At 71.0% G+C, this 26,366-nt stretch carries 26 protein-coding genes; 19 read left to right on the top strand and 7 right to left on the bottom strand.

All coding sequences use genetic code 11. The features are described from left to right. Window positions 1-22: 22 nt before the first annotated feature. Window positions 23-1,060 (bottom strand): type IV pilus twitching motility protein PilT, encoded by a 1,038-nt coding sequence (locus tag ACE3TE_RS11035; RefSeq protein ID WP_374604931.1) that lies wholly within the window; start codon window positions 1,058-1,060, stop codon window positions 23-25. A gap of 86 nt (window positions 1,061-1,146) precedes the next feature. Between ACE3TE_RS11035 and ACE3TE_RS11030 the strand changes: the two genes are divergently transcribed. The 6 genes from ACE3TE_RS11030 (at window position 1,147) to ACE3TE_RS11005 (ending at window position 6,200) form a co-directional block, all read left to right on the top strand. Next, window positions 1,147-1,842, top strand: coding sequence for a YggS family pyridoxal phosphate-dependent enzyme (locus ACE3TE_RS11030; RefSeq protein ID WP_374604929.1), 696 nt, complete (start codon window positions 1,147-1,149; stop codon window positions 1,840-1,842). A 25-nt stretch (window positions 1,843-1,867) separates the two neighbouring features. Next, window positions 1,868-2,686: a pyrroline-5-carboxylate reductase gene (gene proC / locus ACE3TE_RS11025; protein ID WP_374604927.1), complete on the top strand. Its 819-nt coding sequence runs from the start codon at window positions 1,868-1,870 to the stop codon at window positions 2,684-2,686. A 158-nt stretch (window positions 2,687-2,844) separates the two neighbouring features. After that, window positions 2,845-3,276, top strand: a complete 432-nt coding sequence (locus tag ACE3TE_RS11020) for a DUF4426 domain-containing protein (RefSeq protein WP_374604925.1) — start codon at window positions 2,845-2,847, stop codon at window positions 3,274-3,276. Further along, window positions 3,273-3,956: a histidine phosphatase family protein gene (locus ACE3TE_RS11015; protein WP_374604924.1), complete on the top strand. Its 684-nt coding sequence runs from the start codon at window positions 3,273-3,275 to the stop codon at window positions 3,954-3,956. Before ACE3TE_RS11020 ends, ACE3TE_RS11015 begins: the two co-directional genes overlap by 4 nt. 7 nt (window positions 3,957-3,963) lie before the next feature. Further along, window positions 3,964-5,193 (top strand): acyl-CoA dehydrogenase family protein, encoded by a 1,230-nt coding sequence (locus ACE3TE_RS11010; RefSeq protein WP_374604922.1) that lies wholly within the window; start codon window positions 3,964-3,966, stop codon window positions 5,191-5,193. Continuing rightward, window positions 5,190-6,200, top strand: a complete 1,011-nt coding sequence (locus ACE3TE_RS11005) for a phosphotransferase (RefSeq protein ID WP_374604920.1) — start codon at window positions 5,190-5,192, stop codon at window positions 6,198-6,200. Before ACE3TE_RS11010 ends, ACE3TE_RS11005 begins: the two co-directional genes overlap by 4 nt. Here ACE3TE_RS11005 and ACE3TE_RS11000 read toward each other — a convergent pair. Together ACE3TE_RS11000 and pdxH are read right to left on the bottom strand one after the other, a co-directional pair. After that, the gene (locus tag ACE3TE_RS11000) at window positions 6,197-6,997 is read right to left on the bottom strand and encodes an ABC transporter substrate-binding protein (protein ID WP_374604919.1); all 801 of its coding nucleotides are present in this window, start codon (window positions 6,995-6,997) and stop codon (window positions 6,197-6,199) included. The two genes, ACE3TE_RS11005 and ACE3TE_RS11000, sit on opposite strands and share 4 nt — an antisense overlap. Beyond that, a complete protein-coding gene (gene pdxH / locus ACE3TE_RS10995; RefSeq protein ID WP_374604917.1) occupies window positions 6,994-7,611 on the bottom strand; it encodes a pyridoxamine 5'-phosphate oxidase in 618 nt (205 codons plus the stop codon). The genes ACE3TE_RS11000 and pdxH overlap by 4 nt, the downstream gene beginning before the upstream one ends. Before the next feature lie 35 nt (window positions 7,612-7,646). Between pdxH and ACE3TE_RS10990 the strand changes: the two genes are divergently transcribed. Next, the gene (locus ACE3TE_RS10990) at window positions 7,647-8,462 is read left to right on the top strand and encodes a kinase (protein ID WP_374604915.1); all 816 of its coding nucleotides are present in this window, start codon (window positions 7,647-7,649) and stop codon (window positions 8,460-8,462) included. Here ACE3TE_RS10990 and ACE3TE_RS10985 read toward each other — a convergent pair. Both ACE3TE_RS10985 and ACE3TE_RS10980 read right to left on the bottom strand, forming a co-directional pair. Next, window positions 8,455-8,661, bottom strand: coding sequence for a dodecin family protein (locus tag ACE3TE_RS10985; RefSeq protein WP_374604913.1), 207 nt, complete (start codon window positions 8,659-8,661; stop codon window positions 8,455-8,457). The genes ACE3TE_RS10990 and ACE3TE_RS10985 overlap by 8 nt on opposite strands. 49 nt (window positions 8,662-8,710) lie before the next feature. Next, window positions 8,711-9,538, bottom strand: coding sequence for an NAD-dependent epimerase/dehydratase family protein (locus ACE3TE_RS10980; RefSeq protein WP_374604911.1), 828 nt, complete (start codon window positions 9,536-9,538; stop codon window positions 8,711-8,713). Window positions 9,539-9,602: 64 nt separating this feature from the next. On the opposite strand from ACE3TE_RS10980, the gene ACE3TE_RS10975 reads away from it, so the two are divergent. The 4 genes from ACE3TE_RS10975 (at window position 9,603) to hemE (ending at window position 12,700) form a co-directional block, all read left to right on the top strand. Continuing rightward, window positions 9,603-10,142 carry a shikimate kinase gene (locus tag ACE3TE_RS10975; protein WP_374604909.1) on the top strand — a complete coding sequence of 180 codons (540 nt, stop codon included), beginning with the start codon at window positions 9,603-9,605 and terminating at the stop codon, window positions 10,140-10,142. Beyond that, window positions 10,139-11,218, top strand: coding sequence for a 3-dehydroquinate synthase (aroB, locus tag ACE3TE_RS10970; protein ID WP_374604907.1), 1,080 nt, complete (start codon window positions 10,139-10,141; stop codon window positions 11,216-11,218). The genes ACE3TE_RS10975 and aroB overlap by 4 nt, the downstream gene beginning before the upstream one ends. Before the next feature lie 117 nt (window positions 11,219-11,335). Next, window positions 11,336-11,590 carry a WGR domain-containing protein gene (locus ACE3TE_RS10965; RefSeq protein ID WP_374604905.1) on the top strand — a complete coding sequence of 85 codons (255 nt, stop codon included), beginning with the start codon at window positions 11,336-11,338 and terminating at the stop codon, window positions 11,588-11,590. 39 nt (window positions 11,591-11,629) lie between these two features. Further along, complete coding sequence (hemE, locus tag ACE3TE_RS10960) at window positions 11,630-12,700, top strand: uroporphyrinogen decarboxylase (RefSeq protein ID WP_374604904.1); 1,071 nt, start codon at window positions 11,630-11,632, stop codon at window positions 12,698-12,700. Between the two features lie 71 nt (window positions 12,701-12,771). Here the strand turns inward: hemE and ACE3TE_RS10955 are convergent, their stop codons facing one another. Then, window positions 12,772-15,873 (bottom strand): ATP-binding protein, encoded by a 3,102-nt coding sequence (locus ACE3TE_RS10955; protein ID WP_374604951.1) that lies wholly within the window; start codon window positions 15,871-15,873, stop codon window positions 12,772-12,774. 102 nt (window positions 15,874-15,975) lie between these two features. Between ACE3TE_RS10955 and ACE3TE_RS10950 the strand changes: the two genes are divergently transcribed. From ACE3TE_RS10950 to ACE3TE_RS10940, 3 genes are read left to right on the top strand one after another with little or no spacing between them, the layout of a single operon-like run. Next, window positions 15,976-16,602, top strand: a complete 627-nt coding sequence (locus tag ACE3TE_RS10950; RefSeq protein ID WP_374604902.1) for a YceI family protein — start codon at window positions 15,976-15,978, stop codon at window positions 16,600-16,602. Next, entirely contained in the window at window positions 16,580-17,164 is a 585-nt protein-coding gene (locus tag ACE3TE_RS10945) for a cytochrome b (RefSeq protein WP_374604900.1), read from the top strand. The genes ACE3TE_RS10950 and ACE3TE_RS10945 overlap by 23 nt, the downstream gene beginning before the upstream one ends. Continuing rightward, window positions 17,164-17,718, top strand: coding sequence for a YceI family protein (locus ACE3TE_RS10940; RefSeq protein ID WP_374604898.1), 555 nt, complete (start codon window positions 17,164-17,166; stop codon window positions 17,716-17,718). Before ACE3TE_RS10945 ends, ACE3TE_RS10940 begins: the two co-directional genes overlap by 1 nt. Here ACE3TE_RS10940 and ACE3TE_RS10935 read toward each other — a convergent pair. Continuing rightward, window positions 17,715-17,945, bottom strand: a complete 231-nt coding sequence (locus tag ACE3TE_RS10935) for a glutaredoxin family protein (protein WP_374604896.1) — start codon at window positions 17,943-17,945, stop codon at window positions 17,715-17,717. The two genes, ACE3TE_RS10940 and ACE3TE_RS10935, sit on opposite strands and share 4 nt — an antisense overlap. An 87-nt stretch (window positions 17,946-18,032) precedes the next feature. Here ACE3TE_RS10935 and ACE3TE_RS10930 point away from each other — a divergent pair, with 87 nt between their 5' ends. From ACE3TE_RS10930 to ACE3TE_RS10910, 5 genes are all read left to right on the top strand, one after another. After that, window positions 18,033-19,415, top strand: a complete 1,383-nt coding sequence (locus ACE3TE_RS10930) for an L-serine ammonia-lyase (RefSeq protein WP_374604894.1) — start codon at window positions 18,033-18,035, stop codon at window positions 19,413-19,415. Between the two features lie 36 nt (window positions 19,416-19,451). Beyond that, window positions 19,452-20,117 (top strand): hypothetical protein, encoded by a 666-nt coding sequence (locus ACE3TE_RS10925; RefSeq protein ID WP_374604892.1) that lies wholly within the window; start codon window positions 19,452-19,454, stop codon window positions 20,115-20,117. Window positions 20,118-20,218: 101 nt separating this feature from the next. Beyond that, complete coding sequence (locus tag ACE3TE_RS10920; RefSeq protein ID WP_374604890.1) at window positions 20,219-23,296, top strand: two-component regulator propeller domain-containing protein; 3,078 nt, start codon at window positions 20,219-20,221, stop codon at window positions 23,294-23,296. A 33-nt stretch (window positions 23,297-23,329) separates the two neighbouring features. After that, the gene (locus ACE3TE_RS10915; RefSeq protein ID WP_374604888.1) at window positions 23,330-25,537 is read left to right on the top strand and encodes a putative bifunctional diguanylate cyclase/phosphodiesterase; all 2,208 of its coding nucleotides are present in this window, start codon (window positions 23,330-23,332) and stop codon (window positions 25,535-25,537) included. After that, window positions 25,534-26,307, top strand: a complete 774-nt coding sequence (locus ACE3TE_RS10910; protein WP_374604886.1) for a M23 family metallopeptidase — start codon at window positions 25,534-25,536, stop codon at window positions 26,305-26,307. Before ACE3TE_RS10915 ends, ACE3TE_RS10910 begins: the two co-directional genes overlap by 4 nt. Window positions 26,308-26,366 lie beyond the last annotated feature (59 nt).

Genomic DNA, 26,366 nt, shown 5'->3' with positions numbered 1-26,366 from the left:
CAGCCCCCTTCCGGCGGCGACGTCAGTCGAAAAGCTTCTTTTCCTTGGCGTAGTCGCGCGCCTGCATCTTGGTGACCAGGCCGCGCTTGACGATGTCCTGCAGGCACTGGTCGAGGGTCTGCATGCCGTACTGCTGGCCGGTCTGGATGGACGAGTACATCTGCGCGACCTTGTCCTCGCGGATAAGGTTTCGGATGGCCGGGGTGGCCACCATGATCTCGTGCGCCGCCATGCGGCCGCCGCCGACCTTCTTGAGCAGCGACTGCGAGATGACCGCGCGCAGCGACTCGGAAAGCATCGAGCGCACCATCGGCTTTTCGCCGGCGGGGAACACGTCGATGATGCGGTCGATGGTCTTGGCCGCCGACGAGGTGTGCAGGGTGCCGAACACCAGGTGGCCGGTTTCCGCGGCGGTGAGCGCCAGGCGGATGGTTTCCAGGTCGCGCATTTCGCCGACCAGGATGTAGTCGGGGTCTTCGCGCAGCGCCGAACGCAGGGCTTCGTTGAAGCCGTGGGTGTCGCGGTGCACTTCGCGCTGGTTGACCAGGCACTTCTGCGAGGTGTGCACGAATTCGATCGGATCCTCGACGGTGAGGATGTGGCCGAATTCATTCTTGTTGATGTGGTCGACCATCGCCGCCAGCGTGGTGGACTTGCCCGAACCGGTCGGGCCGGTCACCAGGATCAGGCCCTGGGGCTGGTTGATGAGTTCGGCGAAGATCTTCGGCGCGGCCAGCTCCTCGAGCGAGAGGATCTGGCTGGGAATGGTGCGGAACACGGCGCCGGCGCCGCGGTTCTGGTTGAATGCGTTGACGCGGAAGCGCGCCAGGCCGGCGATCTCGAACGAGAAGTCGACCTCGAGGAATTCCTCGAAGTCGCGCCGCTGCTTGTCCGACATGATGTCGTAGACCAGCGCATGCACCTGCTTGTGGTCCAGCGCCGGGATGTTGATGCGGCGGACGTCGCCGTCCACGCGGATCATGGGCGGCAGGCCGGCCGACAGGTGCAGGTCGGAGGCCTTGTTCTTGACCGAGAATGCCAGAAGTTCGGCGATGTCCATTACTGTGTCCCCTTGGCGCTTGATCGGATGGGCGACCGCACGTTCCCGGGGCAGTATAGCGCCAACCACAGAAGGCAACGCCACCCATGGAAACGCCGGAACAGACCCTACGCGGTGTCCTGCAAACCATTGAAAACGCGGCAAAGCTGGCGGGCCGGCCATCGGCCGTCCGGCTGCTGGCCGTCTCCAAGACCCGGACCGCCGGCGAGGTGCGCGCCCTGGCCGCCGCCGGCCAGCTGGCCTTCGGCGAGAACTACGTGCGTGAAGGCATGGCCAAGGCCGAAGAACTCGCCGCGCTGGGCCTCGAGTGGCACCTGATCGGCCACCTGCAATCGAACAAGTGCCGGGAGGCCGCCGCGGCCTTCGACTGGGTGCAGTCCCTGGACCGGCCCAAGCTGGTCGCCGCGCTCGACCGCGCCCGCCCCCCGGGTCGACCGCCGCTGAACGTGCTGGTGCAGGTGAATCCGGACGGCGAAGCCGGCAAGTCCGGCTGCGCGCCTGGCGACGTCGGCGCCCTCGCGGCCCTGGTCGCCGCGGCGCCGAACCTGCGCCTGCGCGGCCTGATGGCCATCCCCGAACCGCACCCGGACCCGGCCCGGCGGCGCGACACCTTCCGAAGCCTGCGCGCGATGTTCGACCGGCTGGCGGCCGACTACCCCGGCGTCGATACCCTGTCGATGGGCATGAGCGACGATTTCGAAGCCGCGATCGCCGAAGGCGCGACCATGGTGCGCATCGGCACGATGCTGTTCGGCCCGCGCACCGCCCCTGCCCGCGACTGACCCCCTCCAAGGACAAGGAGTCCCCATGACCCAAGACAACCTGGCCTTCATCGGCGGCGGCAACATGGCCCGCAGCCTGATCGGCGGACTGGTCGGCCGCGGCCGCCCGGCCGCATCCATCCACGTCGCCGAACCGCAGCAGGCGCTGCGCGAAGCGCTGGCGGCGGACTTCGGCGTGCAGGTGCATGCCAGCGCCAGCGAGGCCGCTCGCGCCGCCGGCACCTGGGTGCTTTCGGTGAAACCGCAGGTGATGCGCAGCGTCTGCACCGAGCTGGCCCCGCTGGCGTCCGGCGCGAACCCGCTGGTGGTCTCGATCGCCGCCGGCGTCACCACCGGGCAGATCGACGAGTGGCTGGGCGGTGGCCAGGCGGTCGTTCGAACCATGCCCAACACGCCCTCGCTGCTGGGCGCCGGCGCCACCGGCCTGTATGCCAACCCGCGCGTCACCGCGGCAAGGCGTGAACTGGCCGGTTCGCTGATGTCGGCGGTCGGCCTGGCCGCCTGGATCCCGGACGAAGCGCAGATGGATGCGGTGACCGCCGTCTCGGGCAGCGGTCCGGCCTACGTCTTCCTTCTGGCCGAAGCCATGCAGGCCGCCGGCGTGGCCCAGGGCCTGGCCCCCGAAACCGCCCGCGACCTGGCCAACCAGACCCTGCTCGGCGCCGCCCGCATGCTGGTGGAATCGGGCGAGGACGCCGCGACCCTGCGCAAACGCGTCACTTCGCCCGGCGGCACCACGCAGGCCGCGATCGAAAGCTTCGAAGCCAACGGCCTGCGCCGGCTGGTGGACGAAGCGGTGGCCGCCGCGACCGATCGCGGTCGCGAACTGTCCGGCGGTTCCTGACGCGCCACCCCTGTAGGAGCGCCTTCAGGCGCGAATCCCTTCTTGGCCAAAGGCCAAGTCAAAAGATTCGCGCCTGAAGGCGCTCCTACAGTCAGCCGGTCATGGACGACGGGGGGGCATAGCGCGATGATTGGTCCCTACCCGGATGGAGCACGCCCATGCGCATGAAGACCTGGATCGCGGCCGCCCTGCTCTTCGCCCTTTCGCTGCCCGCCGGCGCCGGCTCGATGCGCGTGGGCGAGCTGCGCGTCTATTTCAACGCCCTGCCCAGCACCGAGCTGACGCCCGAGGTCGCCCGCCAGTACGGCATCACCCGGTCGGCCAATCGTGCGCTGCTCAATGTCTCGGTTCGCCGCGGCGAGCCGGGGGCCGACGTCGCGGTGCCGGCCCGCGTGCGCGCCGTGGCCACCAACCTGGCCGGGCAGCGCAACACCATCGCCATGCGCGAAGTGCGCGACGGCGAGGCGCTTTATTACCTGGGCCAGGCGCAGGTCAGCGGCCAGGACACGCTCACCTTCGAACTGGAAGTCACGATCCAGGGCCAGGCGCCGATGTCGGCGGTGTTCAAGCAGGAGTTCTTCCCCCAGTGAGCCTGCTGCTGGTTCGCCACGGACAGGCGAGCTTCGGCGCCGCCGACTACGACCAGCTGTCCGAACGCGGGCAGGAACAGTCGCGGCGGCTCGGCGACTGGCTGGCCCAGGGCGGGCATCGGTTCGAGGCCGTGGTCGTCGGCGGCATGCGCCGGCACAGGCAGACCGCGCAGGGCGTGATAGACGCTTTCGCCGAGCGCGGACTGCCCCTGCCCGAGCCGGTGCAGGATCCGGGCTTTGCCGAATTCGACCACCAGGCTGTGTTCGGAGCCTTCGTCGAACGCAACGCCGACAGCCCGGTGGTGCTGGCCAGCCGCAGCGGCCAGCCGCGCGACGTCGCCGCGATGCTGCAGGCCGCGCTGCTGGCCTGGGCCCGCGATGAACTGCCGGGCATGCCGGAAACGTGGAACGCCTTCGGCGACCGCGTGCGCCAGGCCGGGCAAGGCCTGCAGGCGCTGGCCGGCGACGGCGAAGTGCTGGTGCTGAGTTCGGGCGGGGTGATTTCGCGGCTGGCGCAGATGGCGCTGGACGTGCCGGTCGAACGCGCCGTCGAACTGAACCTGTCGCTGCGCAACAGCGCGGTGAGCGAATTCCATCCGCATGGCCCGCGCCTGCGACTGGGTAGCTGGAACGCCCTGCCGCACCTGCACGGCCAGCGGGAACTGTGGACCTACTATTGAGGCCGGCATGAAGCAGACGTCGTCGCTGTTCACGTTTTCCGGGCGTTCCCTGCAGCTGCAGGCGGAGGTGGCGAAGTTCGTCACCGAGCGCATCGTGCCGGCCGAAGCGGTGTTCGCCGCGCATGCCGCCGACCCGGCGACGCGCTGGTCGATCCCGCCGCTGCTCGAAACGCTCAAGGCCGAGGCGCGCGCGTCGGGCCTGTGGAACCTGTTCCTGCCCGACGCCGAACGTGGCAGTGGTCTGAGCAACCTCGACTACGCCCCCATCGCCGAACTCACCGGCCGCTCGCTGCACGCGCCCGAGGTGTTCAATTGCAGCGCACCCGACACCGGCAACATGGAAGTGCTGCTGCACTTCGCCACGCCGGAGCAGCAGGCGCCCTGGCTGCCGCGGCTGCTGGCCGGCGAGATCCGCTCGGCCTTCGCGATGACCGAGCCGGACGTGGCCAGCTCCGACGCCACCAACATCGCGCTGCCGATCGTGCGCGACGGCGACCACTACGTCATCACCGGCCGCAAGTGGTGGACCACCGGCGCCGCCGACCCGCGCTGCGCCATCCTGATCGTGATGGGCGTGACCGAACCCGACGCACCGGCGCACAAGCGCCAGTCCATGGTGCTGGTGCCGATGGACACGCCGGGCGTGCGTATCGTGCGGCCGCTCACGGTGTTCGGCTACGACGACGCGCCGAGCGGCCACGTCGAACTGGCCTTCGACAACGTGCGCGTACCGGTGGCCAACCGGCTGGGCGCACCCGGCAGCGGTTTCGAGATCGCACAGGCAAGGCTCGGCCCCGGCCGCATCCACCACTGCATGCGGCTGATCGGCCTGGCCCAGCGCGCGCTGGAAGCCATGGTCGAACGCGCGCGCCACCGCGAAGCCTTCGGCAAGCCGCTGGGCGGCCACGGCATGGCGCAGGAGGCGATCGCGCTGAGCCGCTGCGAGATCGAACAGGCGCGCCTGCTCACGCTGCAGGCCGCGGCGGCGCTGGACGCGCACGGCAACAAGGGCGCGAAGGACTTGATCGGCATGATCAAGATCGTCGCCCCGCGCATGGCCTGCCAGGTCATCGACCGCGCGATCCAGATGCACGGCGGCGGTGGCCTCTGCCAGGACCACTTCCTCGCCCAGGCCTACGCCGGCGCCCGCAGCCTGCGCCTGGCCGACGGCCCCGACGAAGTGCACATCGCCGCGCTCGCCCGGTCGATGCTTCGTGGCCCCAGGGGCGAAGCGTGAGCCTTCCCGAACAGGCGCTGGCCACGTACCTGGAATCAGCGGTCGCTGGGTTCCGGGGGCCGGTGGTGGCGACGAAGTTCAAGGGCGGGCAGTCGAACCCCACTTACCTGATCGAAGCCGCCAGCGGGAAGTACGTGCTGCGGCGCAAGCCGTCGGGCAAGCTGCTGCCGTCGGCGCATGCGGTGGACCGGGAGTACCGCGTGCTGCAGGCGCTGCACGGTGGGCCGGTGCCGGTGGCGCAGCCGCTGCACCTGTGCGAAGACGAATCGGTGATCGGTTCGGTCTTCTACCTGATGGCCTTCGTGCCGGGCCAGGTGCACTGGGACCCGTCGCTGCCGGACATGACGCCGGAGCAGCGCGCCGCGCACTACGAAGCGATCATCGCCGCACTGGCGGCCCTGCATGCGCTGGACCCGGCGGCGATCGGCCTGGGCGACTACGGCAAGCCGGGCAATTATTTCGCGCGACAGATCCACCGCTGGTCCGAGCAGTACCGCGCCAGTGAAATCGAGCCGATCCCCGACATGGACGCGCTGATGGCGGCACTGGACCAGCGCTGCCCCGCCGACGACGGCCGCGTGGCCCTGGTGCACGGCGACTTCCGCATCGACAACCTGATGTTCGCGCCCGACGAGGCACGGCTGCTGGCGGTAGTGGACTGGGAGCTGAGCACCCTGGGCCACCCGCTCGCCGACCTCGGTTACTTCTGCATGGCGCTGCGCCTGCCGCGCAATCCCGCCCTGCCCGGCCTGGCCGGCATGGACCGCGCCGCGCTGGGCATTCCGGAAGAAGCCGCGATGCTTGAACGCTACTGCGAACTCAGCGGCCAGCCCGTGCCGGCCGACTGGCCCTTCGTGCTCGCCTTCAGCTTCTTCCGCCTGGCCGCCATCGCCCAGGGCGTGGCCAAACGCGCACAGCAGGGCAATGCCTCCAGCGAACAGGCCGCGCAGGCCGGGCAAATGACCGCACTGCTGGCCCGGCTGGGTGTGCAGGCGCTTCGGGCCTAGGCTTTCGCTTCCGCCCAGGCATGGATGTGCCGCGCGATTTCGTTCAGGCCGTCGGTGAGCGCGGCAGGGCCGGGCTGCAGGATGATGGGTGACTTGATCTCGTGCAGCTGCCCGTCGCGCACGGCCGGCACGTTTTCCCAGCCCGGGCGTTCGGCGACCTTGCGTGGCTGGAATTTCTTGCCGCACCAGGAGCCGAACACGATGTCGGGCGCACGCGCGATGATCTGCTCGTCGTCGGCAAGGATGCGGTGTTTGGCCAGCGACTGCGCCGCCAGCTCCGGGAAGATGTCGTCGCCGCCGGCGATTCGCACCAGTTCGGCCACCCAGCGGATGCCGCTGATGCGCGGCTCGTCCCATTCCTCGAAATACACCTTCGGCCGCCGCGGCAGGGTTTCCGCCTGCGCTGCCACCGCGTCGATGCCGGCCTGCAGCCTGTCCGCGTAGGCCTTCGCCGCATCGGCCGCGCCGACCATCGCGCCCAGCCGGCGCACGTAATCGATGATGCCCTCGACGCTGCGGTGGTTGCTGATCCAGACCTCGACGCCCTGGCGGATCAGCTCGGCGGCGATGTCGGCCTGGATGTCGGAAAAGCCGATCACCAGGTCCGGCTGCAGCTTCAGGATTTCTCCGACCTTGGCGCTGGTGAAGGCGCTGACCTTGGGTTTTTCCTTGCGTGCCCGCGCCGGACGCACCGTGAAACCGCTGATGCCGACGATGCGGTCCTGTTCGCCCAGCGCGTACAGGACCTCGGTGGGCTCCTCGGTGAGGCAGACGATGCGGCGCGGGCCGGTGCTCACGGGTACAGCAGCCGCTTGGTCCAGGCGTCGCCGACGCGTTCGTAGTGGTGGCGTTCGTGCAGGCGGTAGCGCGCGCCGTACCAGAACTCGATGCGCTCGGGCACCACGCGGAAACCCGACCAGTGCGGGGGGCGCGGCACGTCGCCGCCCTCGAACTTCTTCTCGAAGGCCGCCACGCGCGCCTCGAAGGTTTCCCGCGAAGGCATGGTCTGCGACTGCAGCGAGGCCCAGGCGCCGACCTGGCTTGGCCGCGGCCGGCTGGCGAAATAGGCATCGGCCTCGGCCAGCGACACCGGTTCGACCGTGCCCTCGACCTTCACCTGCACCTGGTCGCGCAGGGTCTTCCATAGCAGCAGCAGGGCTGCGTGCGGATTCTGCGTGAGCTGCTGGCCCTTGCGGCTGTCGAAATTGGTGTAGAAGACGAAGCCGCGTTCGTCGAAGGCTTTCAGCAGCACGGTGCGCGCCGACGGGCGGCCTTCGGCGTCGGCCGTGGCCAGGGTCATCGCGGTCGGTTCGGGGTCGCCGGCGTCGGTGGCTTCGGCCAGCAGCGTGGTGAAGGTGGCCATGGCCTCGGCCAGCAGCGGGTCGGTGGCGGTTTGCATCGCGTCGGTCATCGTGGGTTCCTCGGGCTTGGCGTATTGTCGCGCCGATGAGCCCCCCTTCCCAGCCCGATCAGGGCCACCATCACGCCGACTTCATCGCCGCGCGCCTGGCCGACGGCCTCGCCCTGCCCTCGCGGGTTCCCGTTTATGGCCTGACCGGCCTGCAGGGCACCGGCAAATCCACCCTGGCTGCCGACATGGCCGCGATGGCGCGGCGGCGCGGCCTGCCGGTCGTCGTGCTGTCGATCGACGACTTCTACCTGGGCCGGCGCGAACGCCAGCGCCTGGCGCGCCGGGTGCACCCGCTGCTGGCCACGCGCGGCCCGCCCGGCAGCCACGACCTCGCGCTGCTGGTGGACACCCTGGACGGCCTGCGCGCCGGCCAGCGGGTGCCGCTGCCGCGTTTCGACAAGATCGCCGATCGCCGCCTGCCGCCCTCGCGCTGGCCGCGGGCGCCGGCGGGGGTGAGGCTGGTGGTGTTCGAAGGCTGGTTCCACAAGGTGCCGGCCGAAGACGAGGCGGCGCTGGTGGAACCGATCAATGCGCTCGAGCGCGACGAGGACCCCGACGGCAGCTGGCGTCGTTTTTGCAACCAGGCGCTGGCCGCTTACGGTCCCGCCTGGGAACGCATCGACCACCTGGCCTGGCTGCGCGGGCCCGGGTTTGAAGTGGTGCCGGAATGGCGCTGGCAGCAGGAGTGCACGCTGCAGGCCGCCAACCCCGGGCGCCGCGCAATGACGCGGGCCCAGGTCGAACGGTTCGTGCTTTTCTTCGAACGGGTCAGCCGGCAGGCGCTGCGCACGCTGCCGGCCATCGCGGACGAGCTGTTCGTGCTCGACGCCGCGCGTCGCCCGGTCAGCTGACGACGAAACTCACGCGCATGTTCACGCGCCACTCGGTGATGCTGCCGTCGTCGCTGGTGATGACCTTGATCTCGTTGACCCAGGCGCCCTTGATGCCCTTGACCGTGCTGGCGACCTTCTTAAGTCCCAGCTGCACGGCGTCCTCGACGCTCTTGCCGGAGGACGACGAGACTTCGATCACTTTGGTTACGGTACCCATGGTGCTTCTCCTCTTTATGTGAGTGAAACGCCTTTCCAGGCCCGGCCGACTATACCCCCGGCCCCAGTAACGGCCGGTAACCCGCGCGATAGTTCGGAAATTCGGGCGTCCAGCCGGTGGCCCGCAGCGCGGCGTTGCGGACGCGCCGGCCCTGGGTGGGGCCCTCGGCGGGCGCGGCGACCGGCAGCTGGCCGGCGGTTTCGCGCAGCCAGGCCAGGACCTCGGTGTCGAGCGCGGGCTCGTCGTCGCTGCCCAGGTACAGCGGGCCCGGCGACGCCAGCGCGAGCAGATGCGCCAGCGCGCCGGCGGCGTCCCCGACGTGGATGCGGTTGCCCCAGCGGCGGCTGCCGGGGTCGCCGGTCAGGGCGCGGCGGATCAGCGACGTGCGGCCCGGCCCGTAAAGTCCCGACAGGCGCAGGCTGGTGGCGCCGGCGCGACCTTCGAGCAGGCGTTCGGCCTGGCGCAGCACGCGGCCGTTGAAGGCCACGGGAAAGGCGGGCGTGTCCTCGTCCACCCACTCGCCGCGGTGTTCACCGTAGACGGCGGTGGACGACACGAACAGCACGCGCGGCGCGTCGCAGGCGGCCATCAGGCGCGCCAGTCCGTCGACATAGAGGGCGTGGTAGGCGGTTTCGTTACGCTCGTCGGGCGCGGCGCAGAACACCAGCGCCGCCGCCTGGCGCGGAAGCGCCTGCAGCCCCTGGCCGGTGACCAGGTCCACCGCCAGTGTGCGCACGCCGTCGGGCGAGGACGCCGGCGGGCGACGACGCAGCGCCAGCACCTCGGTGCCGGCCTGCGCAAGCCGCGCCGCCAGGCGGCCGCCGACGTCGCCTGCACCCGCCACCACCACCGGACCGGACACACCGATACCGTCCATGCATCCTCCCTGCGCGCCCGCCGACACGCGGCCGACCGTTCGCCGGATGCTAGCATCGCGCCCCATGAACCCTGCACCAAATCTCGTGCTCGTCGGCCCCATGGGCGCGGGCAAAACCTCGATCGGGAAGAAGCTGGCGGAGCGGCTGGGCCTGGTCTTCATCGACTGCGACCACGCGCTGGAAGCGCGCACCGGCGCCACGGTGCCGGTGATCTTCGAAGTCGAGGGCGAACCTGGCTTTCGCGCCCGCGAGGCGGCGCTGATCGCCGACGTGATGGCGGGGCAGGACCAGGTCGTGGCCACCGGCGGCGGCGCCGTACTCGACCCGGCCAACCGCCGCGCGCTGTGCGAACGCGGTTTCGTCGTCTGGCTGCAGGCCAGCGTCGAGCAGCAGCTCGAACGGCTCGCGCGCGACCGCAGCCGGCCGCTGCTGGCGGTACCCGACCGGCGCGAAAAACTCGAGGCGCTGGCGACGCAGCGCGGACCGCTCTACGCCGCGATGGCCGACCTGCCCTTCAACGCCGACGGGCTGGCGGTGGCCACGGCCGCCGACCGCCTGTTCGCCGAACTGGCCAGCCAGTGGCGCCGACCGGAGGCCGCGTGACCGGCCTGCACCAGCTGGAAGTCGCCCTGGGCGAGCGCCGCTACCCGATCCGCATCGGCCGCGGCCTGCTCGACCAGCCCGACGCGCTGGCGGCCCTGGTCACCGGCCGGCACGCCCTGGTGCTGACCGATGCCAACGTCGCCCCGCTTTACCTGGCCCGGGTGCAGGCCGGACTGCGGGGCAAGCAGTTGCAAACCTGCGTGCTGCCCGCCGGCGAGCAGGAGAAAACCCTGGCCCGCTTCGCCGAAGTGATGGGCGTGCTGGCCGGCATGGGCGCCAGCCGCGATGCCACGGTGCTGGCGCTGGGCGGCGGCGTGATCGGCGACCTGGCCGGCTTCGCGGCCGCCTGCTGGATGCGCGGCGTGCGTTTCGTGCAGCTGCCGACCACGCTGCTGGCGATGGTCGACAGTGCGGTCGGCGGCAAGACCGCGGTGGACCTGCCGCAGGGCAAGAACCTGGTTGGCGCCTTCCACCAGCCTTCGGCGGTGCTGGCCGACGTGGCCACGCTCGACACCCTGCCCGACCGCGAACTGCGCGCCGGCCTGGCCGAGGTCGTCAAGTACGGCGCGCTGGGCGATGCCGCCTTCTTCGACTGGCTCGAGCAGCAGGCCGAGGCCCTGCTGGCCCGCGAACCAGCCGCGCTGGCCGAAGCCATCGCCCGCTGCTGCGCCCACAAGGCCGCGATCGTCGCCCGCGACGAAACCGAACAGGGCGAACGCATGCTGCTCAACCTGGGCCACACCTTCGGCCACGCGATCGAAACCGAGCAGGGCTACGGCGGCCTGCTGCACGGCGAAGCGGTGGCCGTGGGCATGGTGCTGGCGGCGCGGCTGTCGGCCGACCTGGGCCGGGCGCCCTGGCCCGACGCAGCGCGGCTGGCGGCCCTGCTCGAACGCCTGGGCCTGCCGGTGGCGATCCCCGCGGGCCTGGCCCCGGAGGCACTGCTGGCCCGGATGCGGCTGGACAAGAAAGCCGTGTCCGGCGCCCTGCGGCTGGTGCTGTGGCGCGGCATCGGCCAGGCCGAGGTGGTGGACGGTGTTCCGGACGAGGCCATCCTCGCCGTGCTCGACGCCTGACGAATCACCTGTAGGAGCGCCTTCAGGCGCGAATCCCTTCTCTGCCAGGGGCAAAGTCAAAAGATTCGCGCCTGAAGGCGCTCCTACCCGGGAGGCTGCGGATACAATGGCGGCCTTATGCGCCTGTTGCTACAGCAAAAACCCAATGCCGGCGAATCGCCCAAGTTCGTGCAGCTGACCCTGCAGCAGGACTTGCTGGGCGGCTGGACCCTGCTGCGCGAAGCCGGCCAGATCGGCGGCAAGACGCAGCTTCGCCGCGAACAGTTCCTGGAACGCGATGCCGCACTCGGCGCCTTCGAGAAGGCGCGCGATGCGCAGGTGCGCAAGGGCTTCCAGGTGATGTTCGCCCAGGGCGTGGAAGCGCCCCGGTGACGGTAAACGGCGCGCGAGCGCCCTACTCTGGATGAGCCCGTGAAGCTGAAGAACGACCGTTTCCTGCGTGCGCTGCGGCGCGAACCCGTGGACTGCACGCCGGTGTGGCTGATGCGCCAGGCCGGGCGCTACCTGCCCGAGTACCGCGCCACCCGCCAGCAGGCCGGCAGCTTCATGGGCCTGGCCACCAATCCCGAACTGGCCTGCGAAGTCACCCTGCAGCCGCTGCGGCGCTACGCGCTGGACGCGGCGATCCTGTTCTCGGACATCCTCACCGTACCCGACGCGATGGGCCTGGGCCTGTACTTCGTCGAAGGCGAGGGCCCGAAGTTCAAGGACCCGGTGCGCAGCGAGGCCGACATCGCCCGTCTGGCCGTTCCCGACATGGGCAGCGAACTGCGCTACGTGATGGACGCCGTTTCGCTGATCCGCCGCGAACTCGACGGCTCGGTGCCGCTGATCGGTTTTTCCGGCAGCCCCTGGACGCTGGCCTGCTACATGGTCGAAGGCGGCGGCAGCAAGGACTTCGCGCGCATCAAGTCGCTGGCGCTCAACAACCCGGCCGCGCTGCACCGGCTACTGGAAGTGACCACCGACGCGGTCATCGCCTACCTCGCCGCCCAGCACGCGGCCGGCGCGCAGGCGCTGCAGGTGTTCGACACCTGGGGCGGCGTGATGGCGCCGCACCTGTACCGCGAGTTCTCGCTGCGCTACCTGCAGCGCATCGCCGCCGAGCTGCCGCGCGGCGACGGCGACGACCGGGCGCCGCTGATCCTGTTCGGCAAGGGCAACGCGCCCTACCTCGAAGAGCTGGCCGCGAGCGGCGCCGAAGGCATCGGCGTCGACTGGACCGTCGGCCTGGGCGAAGCCCGCCGCCGCACCGGCGGCAAGGTCGCGCTGCAGGGCAACCTCGACCCGGCCACGCTTTACGCCTCGCCGGAAGTGATCCGCGCCGAGGCCGGACGCGCGCTCGACGACTACGCCGACGCCAACGGCGGCTCGCGCGAGGGCCACGTGTTCAACCTCGGCCACGGCATGTCGCCGGACATGGATCCGGAACACGTGCGCGTGCTGGTCGACGCCGTGCACCAGCACAGCCGCCGCGACTGAGCGATTCCGCGCGAACGGGCGGTCCCGCGTGACCGGGCGACCCCACACAAAGGCAAACGCGCTCCCGGCGATCACTCGCCCGCCACTGACGCGGGCGACGGCGCCTGCGCCAGCGCTTCGGCGAGCATCGCGCCGGTCACCGGCTTGCGCAGGAACCCGTCCATGCCCGCCGCCAGCGCCTCGCGTTCGGCGTCGCCGTCGGCGCGCGCGGTGAGTGCCAGCAGCGGCAGCGTCTCGCCGCGCGCGCGCAGCAGCCGCGCCAGCTGGAAGCCGTCCAGCCCCGGCAGGTCGAGGTCGAGCAGGGCCAGGTCGAAGTCGCCCGTTTCCAGCGCCGTCATCGCCGCCAGTCCGTGCGGGGCGTGTTCGACCGCGTGGCCCTGCTGGCGCAGCAGGTCCTGGACCACCGTGGCCACCACCGGGTCGTCCTCGACCAGCAGCACGCGCCGCCCGGGCACGCGCAGCACGGGCGCGACCTCGGCCGGCCCGGTGGCCGCCGATGACGGCAGCGGCAGTTCGACGCGGAAGCAGGCGCCGCGCCCGGCTTCGCTGCGCACGGAAATCGACCCGCCCATCGCCGCCGCCAGTTCCTGGCTGATCGCCAGGCCCAGGCCGCTGCCGCCGTAGCGACTGCCGCTGGCGACGCCGGCCCCCTGTTCGAAGCGCCGGAACAGCCGGGCCTGCTGATCGGCCGCCAGGCCCGGTCCGGTGTCGCGTACGCGGATGACGACGCCAACCGGGTCGCGCCGTCCGCAATGGATCACCAGCTCGCCGCGCTCGCAGAACTTGATGGCGTTGCTGGCCAGGTTGAGCAGGATCTGGCGCACGCGGGTGGCGTCGCCCCGCAGCCCGGCCGGCACGTCGCCGTCGCAGTGCAGGTGGAAGGCCAGGCCCTTGGCTTCGGCCAGCGGGCGCAGCAGCGCGGCCAGTTCGGCCAGCAGCGGCCGCAGTGCGAACGGAGCGTCCTCGAGCACCAGTTTGCCGGCCTCGATGCGCGCCAGGTCCAGGGTGTCGTTGACCAGGCGCAGCAGGTGCCGGCCGGCGCCCTGGATGGCGTCCACCCGCGCGCGCTGCTCCGGATCGAGCGCGCTGCCCTGCAGCAGTTCCGCCATGCCGAGCACGCCGGTCATCGGGGTGCGGATCTCGTGGCCCAGCGCCGCCAGGAAGCGGGTCTTGGCTTCCGAATGCTGTTCGGCCAGCTGCTGGCGGGCGCGCGCGAGCTGCCAGGCCGCGCGGCGGCGACGCCGGCCGCGATACACCATCGCGAGCACCGACAGGCCCGCCATCAGTCCCAGGCCGGAACCCGCCAGCGCCGTCCGCGTGCCCCACCAGGGCGGATCCACGAGCACGGTGAGGCTGCGCGGTTCGGACCAGTCGCCGTGCGGCACCGCACCGCTGACCCGCAGCGCATAGCTGCCCGGCGCCAGCTGCGGAAACACGCGCGAGCCGTCGGCGCCGACCTCCACCCAGTTCCGGTCGTAGCCCTCGAGCAGGAACCGGAACCGGTGCGCGGCGGGTTCGGTGAACGAGACCAGCCGGGCATCGAGCCGCAGTTCCCGATCCCCGGGCCCCAGGCGCAGCAGGCTGGTGTCGGCGGGCAGGGCCAGCGGCTGGCCGTCGCGACGCAGCTGCACCGATTCGAGCACCAGCGGCGCCGGCTGCCCGGCCTGCCGGTCCAGGCCCTGGCTGTCGAACAGCTGCCAGCCGGCATGCGCCGCGGCCAGCCCGACGCCGCTGTCCGACACCCACAGGGGCCCGTCGCCCAGTGCCTGGTCGGCCAGGCCGTCGGCCCGCCCGAAGCGCTGCAGCCGTCCGGCGCCGGGGTCGAGCCGCCACAGGCCACGCGGCGTGGCCAGCCAGGGGCGACCCTCCGGATCCAGCGCCAGACGCAGGCGGTCCACCGCCGGCACGCCCTGGCTGGCACCGTACAAGGCCAGCTCCCGCAGCGCCCCGTCCTGCCAGCGCCACTGTTCCAGGCGTCCGGGGCCCGCCAGCCAGACCTCGCTGCCGGCGCCGCTCGCCAGCGCCTGCCAGTCGCCATCCGGCGCACCGGGCACGTCGACAAACCCATCGCCAGCAGCGGGCCAGTGCTGCAGCCGGCGCCCCTGGCGACGCCAGGCCTGGCCGTCCGGCCCCAGCCAGAGCAGCCCCTCGGACGCGACCCGCACAGGCGCCTGCCCGGCAACGCGCCGCTCCACCTCGCGGCCGCCCCGCAGCCACAGCGCGCCGTCGGCCGACGCCAGCAGCTGGCGCACGGGCCACGCCGCCCCGCCGCGTGGCAGCCGGCGGAATCCGCCGGCGGCATCCGGCCGGAGCTCGGACAGCGACGAACCCTGCGCCAGCCACAGGCTGCCGTCCGCGCGTGCCAGCAGCGCCTGCACCGGCCCCGGGGGCCAGGCCGGCAACACCGCGACGGGCTCGCACGTGGTCGTCGCCAGCAACAGCCGGCACAGACCGTGCTCATCCGCCCGCCAGGCCGCGGCCGGACCCGCCGGCGCAAGAAGCGGTCGGGGGCCGGACGGAGCCGGCAGGAAATGAAAGGCCCGCCAGCTGGACGGAAGGTAGGCCAGCCCTTGTCCTTCGGCGGCAAACCAGAGCCCGCCCTCGCGGTCGGTGAACAGCGTGCGCACCGGACCGGGCCAGCGCGGTGCCGGCCACGCGTGCTTTGGGCCCCGCCCCGCCGCACGGAACGCCAGCCCGTCCGGACCCGCCGACCACCAGCCGCCGCCCGGATCGGGCCATTGCCGGACGGCCGGCGTGGGCGCCGGTCCGTCACCGGGCACTGGACGAAAGCCGCGGCGCAGCCTGTCCAGCCGCCAGCGGCCGTGACCTGCCACGTCCGCTTCGATGCGATCGTCCGGCAGCACCGCCACGGCGAGGATCCGGTTGCCGGGAAGGCTGCCCGCCTCCCCCGGCTGCCGCCGCCAGGTGCGGAAGGCCAGGCCGTCGAAACGCGCCAGGCCGTCGTCGGTCGCCAGCCACAGGTAGCCGGCGCGGTCCTGGGCGAAACCATTGATGCCGGCCGACGGCAGCCCGTCGGCGACGCCGCGAAGCCGGAACGGCGAAACCGCCGGCACCACCGCCGCCGGCCCCGCCCGCAGGCCCTCCAGTGCCGATGCCGACGCCCCCGCACTGCCCGCAATCAGCAGCGCGAGCATCAGCCCGGCCAGCAGCATGGCCACGCAATGTTGCAGTGGTGAAGTCGGCGACATCGCCCCTCCGGCGGTGGATGCGGCCTAGACTAAGCACCTTGCCGAAGCCGGAAGGTCCGAAAACGGATGAATCGAGTTCGGAAATCGCTGTTCTGTCTACTCCTGCTGAGCGCGGTCGCCCCTGCTGCCGGCAAGGTCGAGTCCTTCCGCCTCGACCCGGTGCACAGCCGCGTGCTGTTCCGCGTCGACCACGCCGGTTTTTCCCAGGCGCTCGGCGTGTTCCCCGACGTACGGGGCGAACTGCACTTCGACTCCGAGGACTGGACCAGCGCCCGGCTCGAGGTCCAGGTGCCGCTGGCCGGGCTGGAAATCGGCGACGCCGACTGGCGCGACAAGCTGCTTTCGGCGACCTGGCTGCACGCCCGGCGCCAGCCGGTGGCGCACTTCCGCTCGACCCGGGTCGAACCGACGGGCAAGGACCGGGCGCGGGTCACCGGCGAGCTCACGCTCAAGGGCGAAACCCGCGAGGTCGCGCTCGACGTCCGGATGAACAAGCTCGCCCGCAACCCGGTCACCTTCCGCCGCACCGCCGGCTTCAGCGCCACCGCGGAGCTCGACCGCCGCGACTTCGACATGCCCTCCTGGCCCAACGTGGTTGGCCAGCGCGTGCAGCTCGACATCCAGGCCGAGGCGGTACGCTACCGCCCATCCACCGAACCGGAGAGCGACGATGCCGATCCGCAACACGACTGAGCGCTGGGGCTGGGTGAGCATCGGCTTCCACTGGCTGACGGTGGTCCTGGTGCTGGGCCTGCTGGTGGTGGGCCTGGTGATGCAGGAACTGCCGACCTCGCGCACCAAGATGGACGTGTACGCCCTGCACAAGAGCATCGGCCTGACGGTGATGGCCCTGACCCTGCTGCGGCTGGGCTGGCGCCTGGTCGCGGGCACGCCCGAACCGGTGCCCGGGACGCCGCGCTGGCAGGTCCTGGCGGCGCAGGCCGCGCACGGCGCGCTGTACGTGGTGCTGCTGGCGATGGCGCTGAGCGGCTGGCTGTACCACTCGGCCTCCGGCATCCCGGTGAAACTGATGTGGTTCGGCCTGTTCGAAGTGCCGGAACTGTCCGGTCGCGACGAAGGCGTCGCCGACTTCGCGGTCGCCGCGCATGGCTGGCTGTGGGTGGTGCTGCTGGCGCTTGTGCTGGTGCACGCGGGCGCCGCGCTCAAGCACCACTACTTCAATCGCGACGCGACCCTCGCGCGCATGCTGCCGGGGCTGCCGCCGCCCGGCCCCCGCCCCGGCAAGGATTCCTGATGAAGCGCCTGCACGCCCTGTTGCTGATCCTCTCCCTCCTGGCCGCGCCGCTGGCCCTTGCCGCCGACTGGCAGGCCGCGAAAGGCTCGACCCTCGGCTTCCGCGCCAGCTACATGGACGAAGCCTTCGAAGGCCGGTTCGCCCGGTTCAGCCCGGCGATCCGCTTCGATCCCGACGCGCTTGAAGACGCCCGCTTCGATGTGCGCATCGAACTGGCCACGGCCGACACCGACAGTCCCGACCGCGACGAAATGCTGGTCGGCCCGGACTTCTTCGACGCCAGACGCGCGCCGGAGGCCCGCTACGTGGCCACCTCGTTCAGGCACCTGGGCGGAAACGATTACGAGGCGAAGGGCGAGCTGACGCTCAACGGCGTCACCCGCCCGGTGCCGCTGCGTTTCACCTGGACCCCGGGCACGCCGGCCACGCTGGAAGGAAAAGCCACGGTCAGGCGCCTCGCGTTCGGCGTCGGCGAAGGCGACTGGGCCGACACCGGGCTGCTGCCCGACGAGGTCGAGGTGTTCACCCGCCTCGTATTGCAGCCCCGGACCTAGGCCAGGAAGTCGCGCAGCCGCGCTGCGTCGAAGGGCCAGTCGAGTTCGGCGCCGGTGTCTTCGCGGCGCAGCACCGGGATGCGTTCGCCGTAGCGCGCCTGCAGGCCCAGGTCGTCGTCTATCCACAGCGGGTCGAAGTCCGGCACGCCGGCGGCGGCCATCACTTCCCAGGCCTGGTCGCACAGGTGGCAGTCGTCGCGCTGGATGAGGGTGAGGGACGGGGGCATCAATGCGGGGCCGTACAGTCGCCGGGCGGGCAAGGCGCATAGAATACGGCGCACGCATCCCTTCCCGCACATGGATCCCGGCCCGACATGGCAGTCAGCGTCTTCGACCTCTTCAAGATCGGCATCGGTCCCTCGTCCTCGCACACGGTCGGGCCGATGCGCGCCGCCGCGCGTTTCACCAGCCACTGGCTGGACGAGAAGGGCGTGCTGGCACGCACCGCGCGCGTGCGCGCCGAGGTGTTCGGCTCGCTGGCGCTGACCGGCCGCGGCCACGGCACCGACAAGGCCGTGCTGATGGGGCTCGAAGGTCACTGGCCGAACCAGATCGACCCGGACATCATCCCGGCCGCGCTCGAGCGCATCCGCAAGGACAAGAAGATCAGCCTGCTGGGCAAGCACCAGATCCGCTTCGACGAGAAGCAGGACCTGGTGATGAACAAGCGCCAGAAGCTGCCCTTCCACACCAACGGCATGCGCTTCACCGCGTACGACGCCGACGGCGCCGAACTCGCCACCCGCGATTACTACTCGGTCGGCGGCGGTTTCGTGGTCAACCCCGAAGAGGCCGCCGAAGACCGCATCGTCGCCGACACCACCGACCTGCCGCATCCCTTCCATTCCGGCGACGAGCTGCTGCGCCGCTGCGAAGAATCGGGCCTGGGCATCGCCGCGCTGATGCTGGCCAACGAAACCGCCTGGCGCCCCGAAGCCGAGGTGCTGCAGGGCCTGCGCGAGCTCTGGCTGGCGATGCAGGACTGCACCGCCCGCGGCATCCGCGAGAAGGGCACCCTGCCCGGCGGCCTGCACGTGGCCCGGCGCGCGCCAAGCCTGCACGCGGAACTCTCGTCCAAGCCCGAAGCCGGCATGCGCGACCCGCTGACCGTGCTCGACTGGGTGAACCTGTACGCACTCGCCGTGAACGAGGAAAACGCCGCCGGCGGCCGCGTCGTCACCGCGCCGACCAACGGCGCTGCCGGCATCATCCCGGCGGTGCTGCATTACTACGACCGCTTCTGCCCGGGCGCCAGCGAAAAGGGCGTGTTCGACTTCCTGCTCACCGCCGCCGCGATCGGCATCCTGTACAAGGAAAACGCCTCGATCTCCGGCGCCGAAGTCGGCTGCCAGGGTGAAGTCGGCGTCGCCTGCTCGATGGCCGCCGGCGGCCTGGTCGCCGCGCTGGGCGGCACGCCGGGCCAGGTCGAGAACGCCGCCGAGATCGGCATGGAACACAACCTGGGCCTGACCTGCGACCCGATCGGCGGCCTGGTCCAGATTCCCTGCATCGAACGCAATGCGATGGGCGCCGTGAAGGCGATCAACGCCGCGCGCATGGCGCTTCGCGGCGACGGCAAGCACAAGGTGTCGCTGGACAAGGTCATCAGGACCATGCGCGACACCGGCCGCGACATGCAGGACAAGTACAAGGAAACCTCGCGCGGCGGGCTGGCGGTCAACGTCATCGAGTGCTGAAATCAGGGGTGCGGTAAACCCGGGGGGGAGGGAAGCATGTCCGACTGGAAGTCCGATTACGGCGTCAGCGACCAGGGCGCCTGGAACGCCGGTGTGTACGGCACGCCCAACAGCACCTACGACATCGCCCGGGCGCAGGCGGAAACCGCCAAACTGCAGGCCGGGTACAGCGCGTCGGCGCCCACCCCCGACTACACGTCGCCAACCTTCCCCAGCTACTCCCCGACAGCGGCCGGCCAGGCCTACTACCCCACCTCGTCCGGAGGCAGCACCGGCTGCCTCAAGGTGCTGCTGGTGCTTGGCGCAATCGCGGCCATCGTCCCGCTGCTGCCCTTCCTGCTGCTGCAGGCGGCGGTGCTGTGGAGCGCGGTCAGCCAGGAGCCGGCGGCCCTGCAGACGTCCCACTACGAGCGCATGTCATCCGCGGCGACCGCCCTGTCGGCACAGCCGACCACCCGGCTCTATGCGCAGTACCTGCCCGCGGCCACCGCCGACTGGAACACGCTCGATGCCCGGCAGCGCGAGGCCGTCGCCGCGGCGTGGATCCGCTTCACCCGCGACCCGGCGTCGTTCCGGCGCCTGGCGGCGAAGGACAGGCAGTTCGTCTTCGCCACTTTCGACGGCTACCTGCGCCACCTCGAAGCCGCCGGCGACGGACACGCCGCGAGGGACCGCAAGGCGCTCGACGACTTCCGCCGCTAGCGGCACGCGACTTGAACCGTGTCATGGAAACAGGCCATGACCCTTGCCGGCGCCGGCGGCTGCGGGTATTAGTCGGGGGGACCCCGTCACGGACTCCCGCCTTGTCGCCGACCCTGCGCACCGCCTGGCTGTGGACGCTGCTGGTGCTGGCTGGCGCCCCGGGTGCCGTGAAGGCCCTGGATCCGGACAAGTCCTTCCACCACTACGTCCGCAACAGCTGGAGCATCGAGGAAGGCCTGCCGCAGATCAGCGCGATGGCCATCGCCCAGGACCGCACCGGTTACCTGTGGGTCGGCACCCAGGCCGGCCTGGCGCGTTTCGACGGCGTGCGCTTCCGCGCCTTCAATCCCGAAACCACGCCCGGCCTGCGCGGCATCTGGATCCACGACCTGCACGTTGATCCGGCCAACCGCGTCTGGATCGCCACCTACCGGGGCCTGAGCCTGCACGAGGACGGCGTGATCCGCGCGATCCCGGTCGCCGGCGACGATCCCGGCCACGCCGTCGACACCAACGACATCGAGGCCATGCCTTCGGGCGAGCTGATGGTGAGCGGGCCGGAAGGCGTCTACCGCGCGACCGACGAGGAACTCGCGCTGCTGCATCCGCTGCCGCGCGCCGCTACCAGCCTGCTGGCCCGGGGCGACGAACTGTGGGTCGGCAGCCGCGGCACGGTCTACCGGATCGCCGGCGGCACCACCCAGCTCCTGCCCCTGCCCGAGGGTGACGAAGACACCGTCGTGACCCAGCTGCTCGACGCCCAGGGCCGGCTGTGGGCCGCCACGAGCGCGGGCCTGTTCTTCCGCAACGACAACCAGTGGCTGCGCTACGAAGGCGACACCCGCCTGGCCAGCGCGCCGGTGGACGCGATTTTCGAGGACGGCGACGGCAACCTCTGGGTGGGCCTGGTCGACCGGCTGGCGCGCCTGCGCGCCGGCCGCGTCACCGAAATGGTGACCCACGACCCCAAGGGCTCGGCGGTGCGCTCGATGTACGAGGACCGCGAGGGCAACCTGTGGCTGGGTTCGCATTGGGAAGGCATCACCCGGCTCTGGAACGGCTGGACGCGGCGCTACAGCGTCTTCGAAGGCCTGCGCGACCCGGTGCTGTGGTCGGTGGCGCGCGGCCCCGACGGCCGGCTCTGGGTGGGCACCAACAGCGGCCTGAGCGTGATGCGCGACGGACGCTTCGAGGAAGTGGTGGCCGGCACCGACCTGCCGCATCCCAACGCCTACACGCTGCTGCCGGAACGGGACGCGGTCTGGATCGGCACCCGCCGCGGCGTGGTGGTGCTGCGCGGCGACGACCAGCTCGAAATCCCCGCCGAACTGGCGCCGATGCGCAGCGCCCAGATCAACGGCATCATGCGCGACCGGCGCGGCGCGCTGTGGTTCGCCACCACGTCCGGCCTGTTCCGGCTGACCCGCGACGGCCTCACCGGTTTCGGCGCGGCCCAAGGCCTGAATGATCCGCGCGCGCGCATCATCCGCGAAACCCGCGACGGCCGGATGCTGGTCGGCACCCAGGGTGGCCTCTACGAATTCAAGGACGGGCGCCTGCTGCCGGTGGGCCTCGACACCGGGCTGCACCAGGACCTCGACATCACCGCCATCCACGAATTGCCCGACGGCCGGCTGCTGGTAGGCGCGCTGTCGGAGGAGATCTTCCTGCTCCAGGACGGCCGCTGGCATGCCTTCGACGACAGCGTCGGCATGCCGGTCAATTCGCCCTTCTTCATCACCCACGACGCGCAGGGCTACGTGTGGGTGGCCGGCATCCGCGGCGTGCACCGGGTCCTGCTGCAGGACATGGCCGACGTCGCCGCCGGCCGCCGCAAGAGCGTGCGCGGCGAGATGCTGCTCAACGAACGCGGCGACCGGCGCGGCGGCCAGAAGGGCTATTGCTGCAACGGCGCCGGCCACGCCAAGGGTTTCATCGAACGCGGCGAACTGTGGCTGCCCACGCGCGACGGCCTGGTCGCCATGGCCACCATCGGCATCGAGAAGAACAGCACCGCGCCGCGCACGGTGATCGAACGCATCCAGGTCGGCGACGAGTGGCGCGACGCGGACCCCGGCGCCGACTGGCGGCTCGAGCGCACCCAGCGCGACCTGAGCTTCGAGTTCACCGTGCTCAGCCTGCAGGACCCCAAGAGCGTGCAGCTGCGCTACCGCCTGGTCGGCTACGACGAGGACTGGCGCACCCTGGAGGATCCGACCCGCCGCAGCGTCAACTACACCAACCTGCCACCGGGCGCCTACGTGTTCGAAGCCCAGGGCTCGAACAACGCCGAAACCTGGAGCGCCGCGCCGGCCCAGATCGGCTTCTGGATCGAACCGCATTTCCACGAGACGCCGCTGTTCTACTGGCTGCTCGCCGGCCTGGGCGCGAGCATCGTCTACGCCGGTTACCGGCGCCAGCAGGGCAAGCACCGGCGCCAGCGCCAGGCCCTGGAACTGCTGGTCAGCCAGCGCACCGAAGCGCTGGAAGTGGCCAACCACCGGCTCGAGGAAGCCAGCCAGACCGACCCGCTGACCGGCCTGCGCAACCGGCGATACCTCGCCAACCAGATCCCGGCCGACATCGCCTTCTACGACCGCGAATCGGTGCGACGCAATTCGCCCGACGAGGTGATGGTGTTCGCGCTGATCGACATCGACCACTTCAAGGCCGTCAACGACACCCACGGCCACCAGGCCGGCGACCGCGTGCTGCAGCAGGTGGCGCAGGTGCTGGGCCAGCTGGTCCGCACCGGCGACTACATCGCGCGCTGGGGCGGCGAAGAATTCCTGCTGGTGTTCCGGCCGATGCCCAACCGGCACCTGCCGATGCTGGGCGAGCGCATCTGCGCGGCCATCGCCGGCCACCGCTTCGACATCGGCAAACCCGAGCCCCTGCGCATCACCTGCTCGGTCGGTTTCATCGAATGCCCGCTGTTCCGGGACGCGCGCGGCGGCCTGGGCTGGGAACAGCTGATCGACATGGCCGACCGGGCGCTGTATTTCGTCAAGGCGCACGGCCGCAACGGCTGGGCGACCTTCCGCGCCCGCGAGGACACCAACATGAGCGACCTGCAGGTCGCCCTGCGCGGTGACCCGGACGCCCTGGTCGGCGCCGGCCGGCTCCAGCTGCTGGCCTCGCCGCACCTGATGCCACCGGCCGGCGGCCAGGCTCACTAGTCGGCGACGGGCGGCCGGCCTATGCTCCCGGACATGCCCGCCTTCCCCCGTCGGATGCTCGTGGTGCTGGTGCTGCTGGCGCTGTACGTCGCCGGCGGCGCCTATTCAAGCCTTTTGCGCGGTGGCCCGGACGAGGTGGCGCTGTTCTGGCCCGCGGCGGGCGTGGGCCTGGCGGGCGTGCTTCGTTACGGGCTGCGGGTGGCCTGGTTCGTGCCGCTGGGCACGCTGCTGGTGCACCTGGTGTTCGAGCCGGTGCCGCACGGCTTCATCCCCTGGTCGATGTCCTCGAACCTGCTGGGCGTGCTGGCCGGCGCCTGGCTGATGCGCCGGCAGCCGCTGGACGACCTGCTGACGGTGCGCTTTGGCCTGCATGCCCTGGGTGGCTCGCTGGTGATGGCGACGGTCAGCGCGCTCGTGGGCACCGCCGGCATGCTGCAGACGGAGATGATCAGCCTGGGCCAGGTTCCCGCCTCCGCGGGCCGCTGGCTGCTGGGCGACCTGCTGGGCGCGACCAGCATCGCGCCGGCGGTGATGCTGCTGCTGCCGGGCCGCCAGGACCAGCGCCGGCGTTTCCCCGACAGCGACTACGCCTCGGAGGCCGAACGCCTGGCCTGGAACATCGCCCTGATGGCCAGCTACCTGCTGATGGCCTGGGGCGGCAGCCTCGGCGGCAACTACGCGCTGGGCCTGGTGGCGCTGCCGCTGGGCGTGATGGTCTGGAGCGCGGTGCGCCTGCCGCCGCGTTTCACCGCGATCGCCAGCGCGATGACGATGCTGCTGATCGCCGGCCTGGCCGGTTATGGCACCGCCGGCTACCCGCGCGCCGCCGATCCGCTCGACAGCCTGTACCTGCTGGTGTTCCTGGTCGAAGTGGCGGCGCTGCCGATGATGCTGGCCTTCGCGATGCACCAGCAGCGGGTGGCGGCCGGCGTGCTCAAGCACCGCGCCAACACCGACCCGCTGACCGGCATGGAAAACCGCAACGCCTTCGAGGAAGGCATGCGGCCGGTGCTGGCGCAAACCTCGACGGTGCCGATGGCCCTGGCATACCTGGACCTGGACCACCTGAAGCTGATCAACGACACCGCCAGCCATGCCGCCGGCGACCAGCTGATCCGCGGCGTCGCCGGCGTCGTCGCGGCCCACATGCATCCGCAGGACCGCGTCGCGCGCACCGGCGGCGACGAGTTCGCGCTGCTGCTCGACAACTGCACGCCGATGGTCGCCGAAGACCGGATGCGTTCGCTGCTGCGCGCGATCGAAGGCTACCGCTGCGGCTGGAACGGCCAGATGCTGGGCACCACTGCCAGCGTCGGCATCGTCAGCTTCCTGCCGGGCCAGGCCGACTACGCGCAGCTGCTGTCCCAGGCCGACGCCGCCTGCTTCACCGCGAAGGAACAGGGCGGCAACCGCGTCTGCGTGGCCAGCCTGGACGCCGGCGAACTGCTCGACCGCACCGCGGCCATGCGCTGGGTGGTGCGCATCCGCGAGGCCCTGGAGAAGAACACGCTGGCGCTGTACTGCCAGTCGATCGTGCCGCTGCAGCCGGGCGTGCAGGCCGGGCGGCATTTCGAGGTGCTGCTGCGACTGCACGACCCGCGCACCGGCGAGCGCCTGGAGCCGGCGCAGTTCATGCCGGCGGCGGAGCGTTTCCGGCTGGGCACGCGCATCGACCGCGAGGTGATCTCCCAGACCCTGGGCTGGCTGGAAAGCCATCCCGAGGCCGCGGCCACGGTCGAATCGTGCTGCATCAACCTGTCCGGCGAAGCGGTGATCGACGAAGGTTTCATCGGCTTCGTCGCCGAACGCCTGCGCCGCAGCAGCTTCCCGGCCGCGCACCTGTGCTTCGAGCTGACCGAGACCAGCGCCGTGCGCGACCTCGCCCGCGCCCAGCGTTTCATCAACCAGCTGCGCGAGCTGGGCTGCCGGTTCGCGCTGGACGACTTCGGCACGGGCTTTTGTTCGTTCAACTACCTGCGTTCGCTGGACGTGGACTATTTCAAGATCGACGGCAGCTTCGTGCGCGACATGCACCAGTCGCCGATGGCCGAGGCGGTAGTGCGTTCGATCAACGAGATCGCGCACGTGCTGGACAAGAAGTCGATCGCCGAACACACCGAAACCGAGGCCCAGCGCCAGGCGCTGCAGGCGCTGGGCGTGGACTTCGGCCAGGGGTTCGCATTCGACGAACCCAAGCCGATCGACCTGTATTTCGGTTTGGGCGAGACTGCCAAACCATGAAAGCCCTGCTGCCCCTGCTTGCGCTGCTCGCCCTGCCGGCGTTTTCCGCCGAGCTGGCGCAGCTTTCGGTGCACCGGCAGGGCCAGGAACAGGTGGCCGTGGCCGCCAACCGCAGCGGTGGTCCGCTGGAGGTCGAGCTGCTGGCCGACCACTGGCAGGGCATGGACAGCGAACCGGGACTGCCGCAGCGTCGCGTGCTGGCGCCCGGCGAACAGGCCACGCTGGCGCGGCTTTGGCCGGTCGCCGACGGCGCCCGCCATGAACTGCGGCTGCTGGCGGTGCCCGGCCCGCCGCACGCCACGCCGCGCGACGTGGTGTATTCGCTGCCGGTGGAAGAGTCGGGCTTCGAGCTGGGCCAGGGTTTCCACGGCGGCTTCAGCCACGGCGACGAAGCCAACCGCTACGCCGTCGACCTGATCGTCAGCGAAGGCACGCCGGTGCTGACGGCGCGCGACGGCGTGGTGGTCGCGACGATGTCGGGCCACGCCGAAGGCGGCGCCGACCGGGCGCTGGCCGACCAGGCCAACTACGTGCGCGTGCTGCACGAAGACGGATCGATGGCGCTGTACGCGCACCTGCAGGAAGGCGGCGTCACGGTAAGAACCGGCGACCGCGTGCACCTGGGCCAGGTGCTGGGCTATGCCGGCAGCACCGGTTTTTCCAGCGGCCCGCACCTGCACTTCGCGGTGCAGGTCAACGGCGGCATGCGGCTGGTGTCGGTCCCCTTCCGCATGATCGGCCCCGACGGCTACCTCCCCCTCAAAAACTAGCTAACCTGTAGGAGCGCCTTCAGGCGCGAATTCCTGCTTTGCCAAAGGCAAAGTCAAAA

Origin of the sequence: Arenimonas sp. (assembly GCF_041919775.1) — a bacterium.
Taxonomy (GTDB): Bacteria; Pseudomonadota; Gammaproteobacteria; order Xanthomonadales; family Xanthomonadaceae; genus Arenimonas.
The sequence above is the reverse complement of the archived record's forward strand: the minus strand, read 5'-3'. Positions and strand labels throughout refer to the sequence as shown.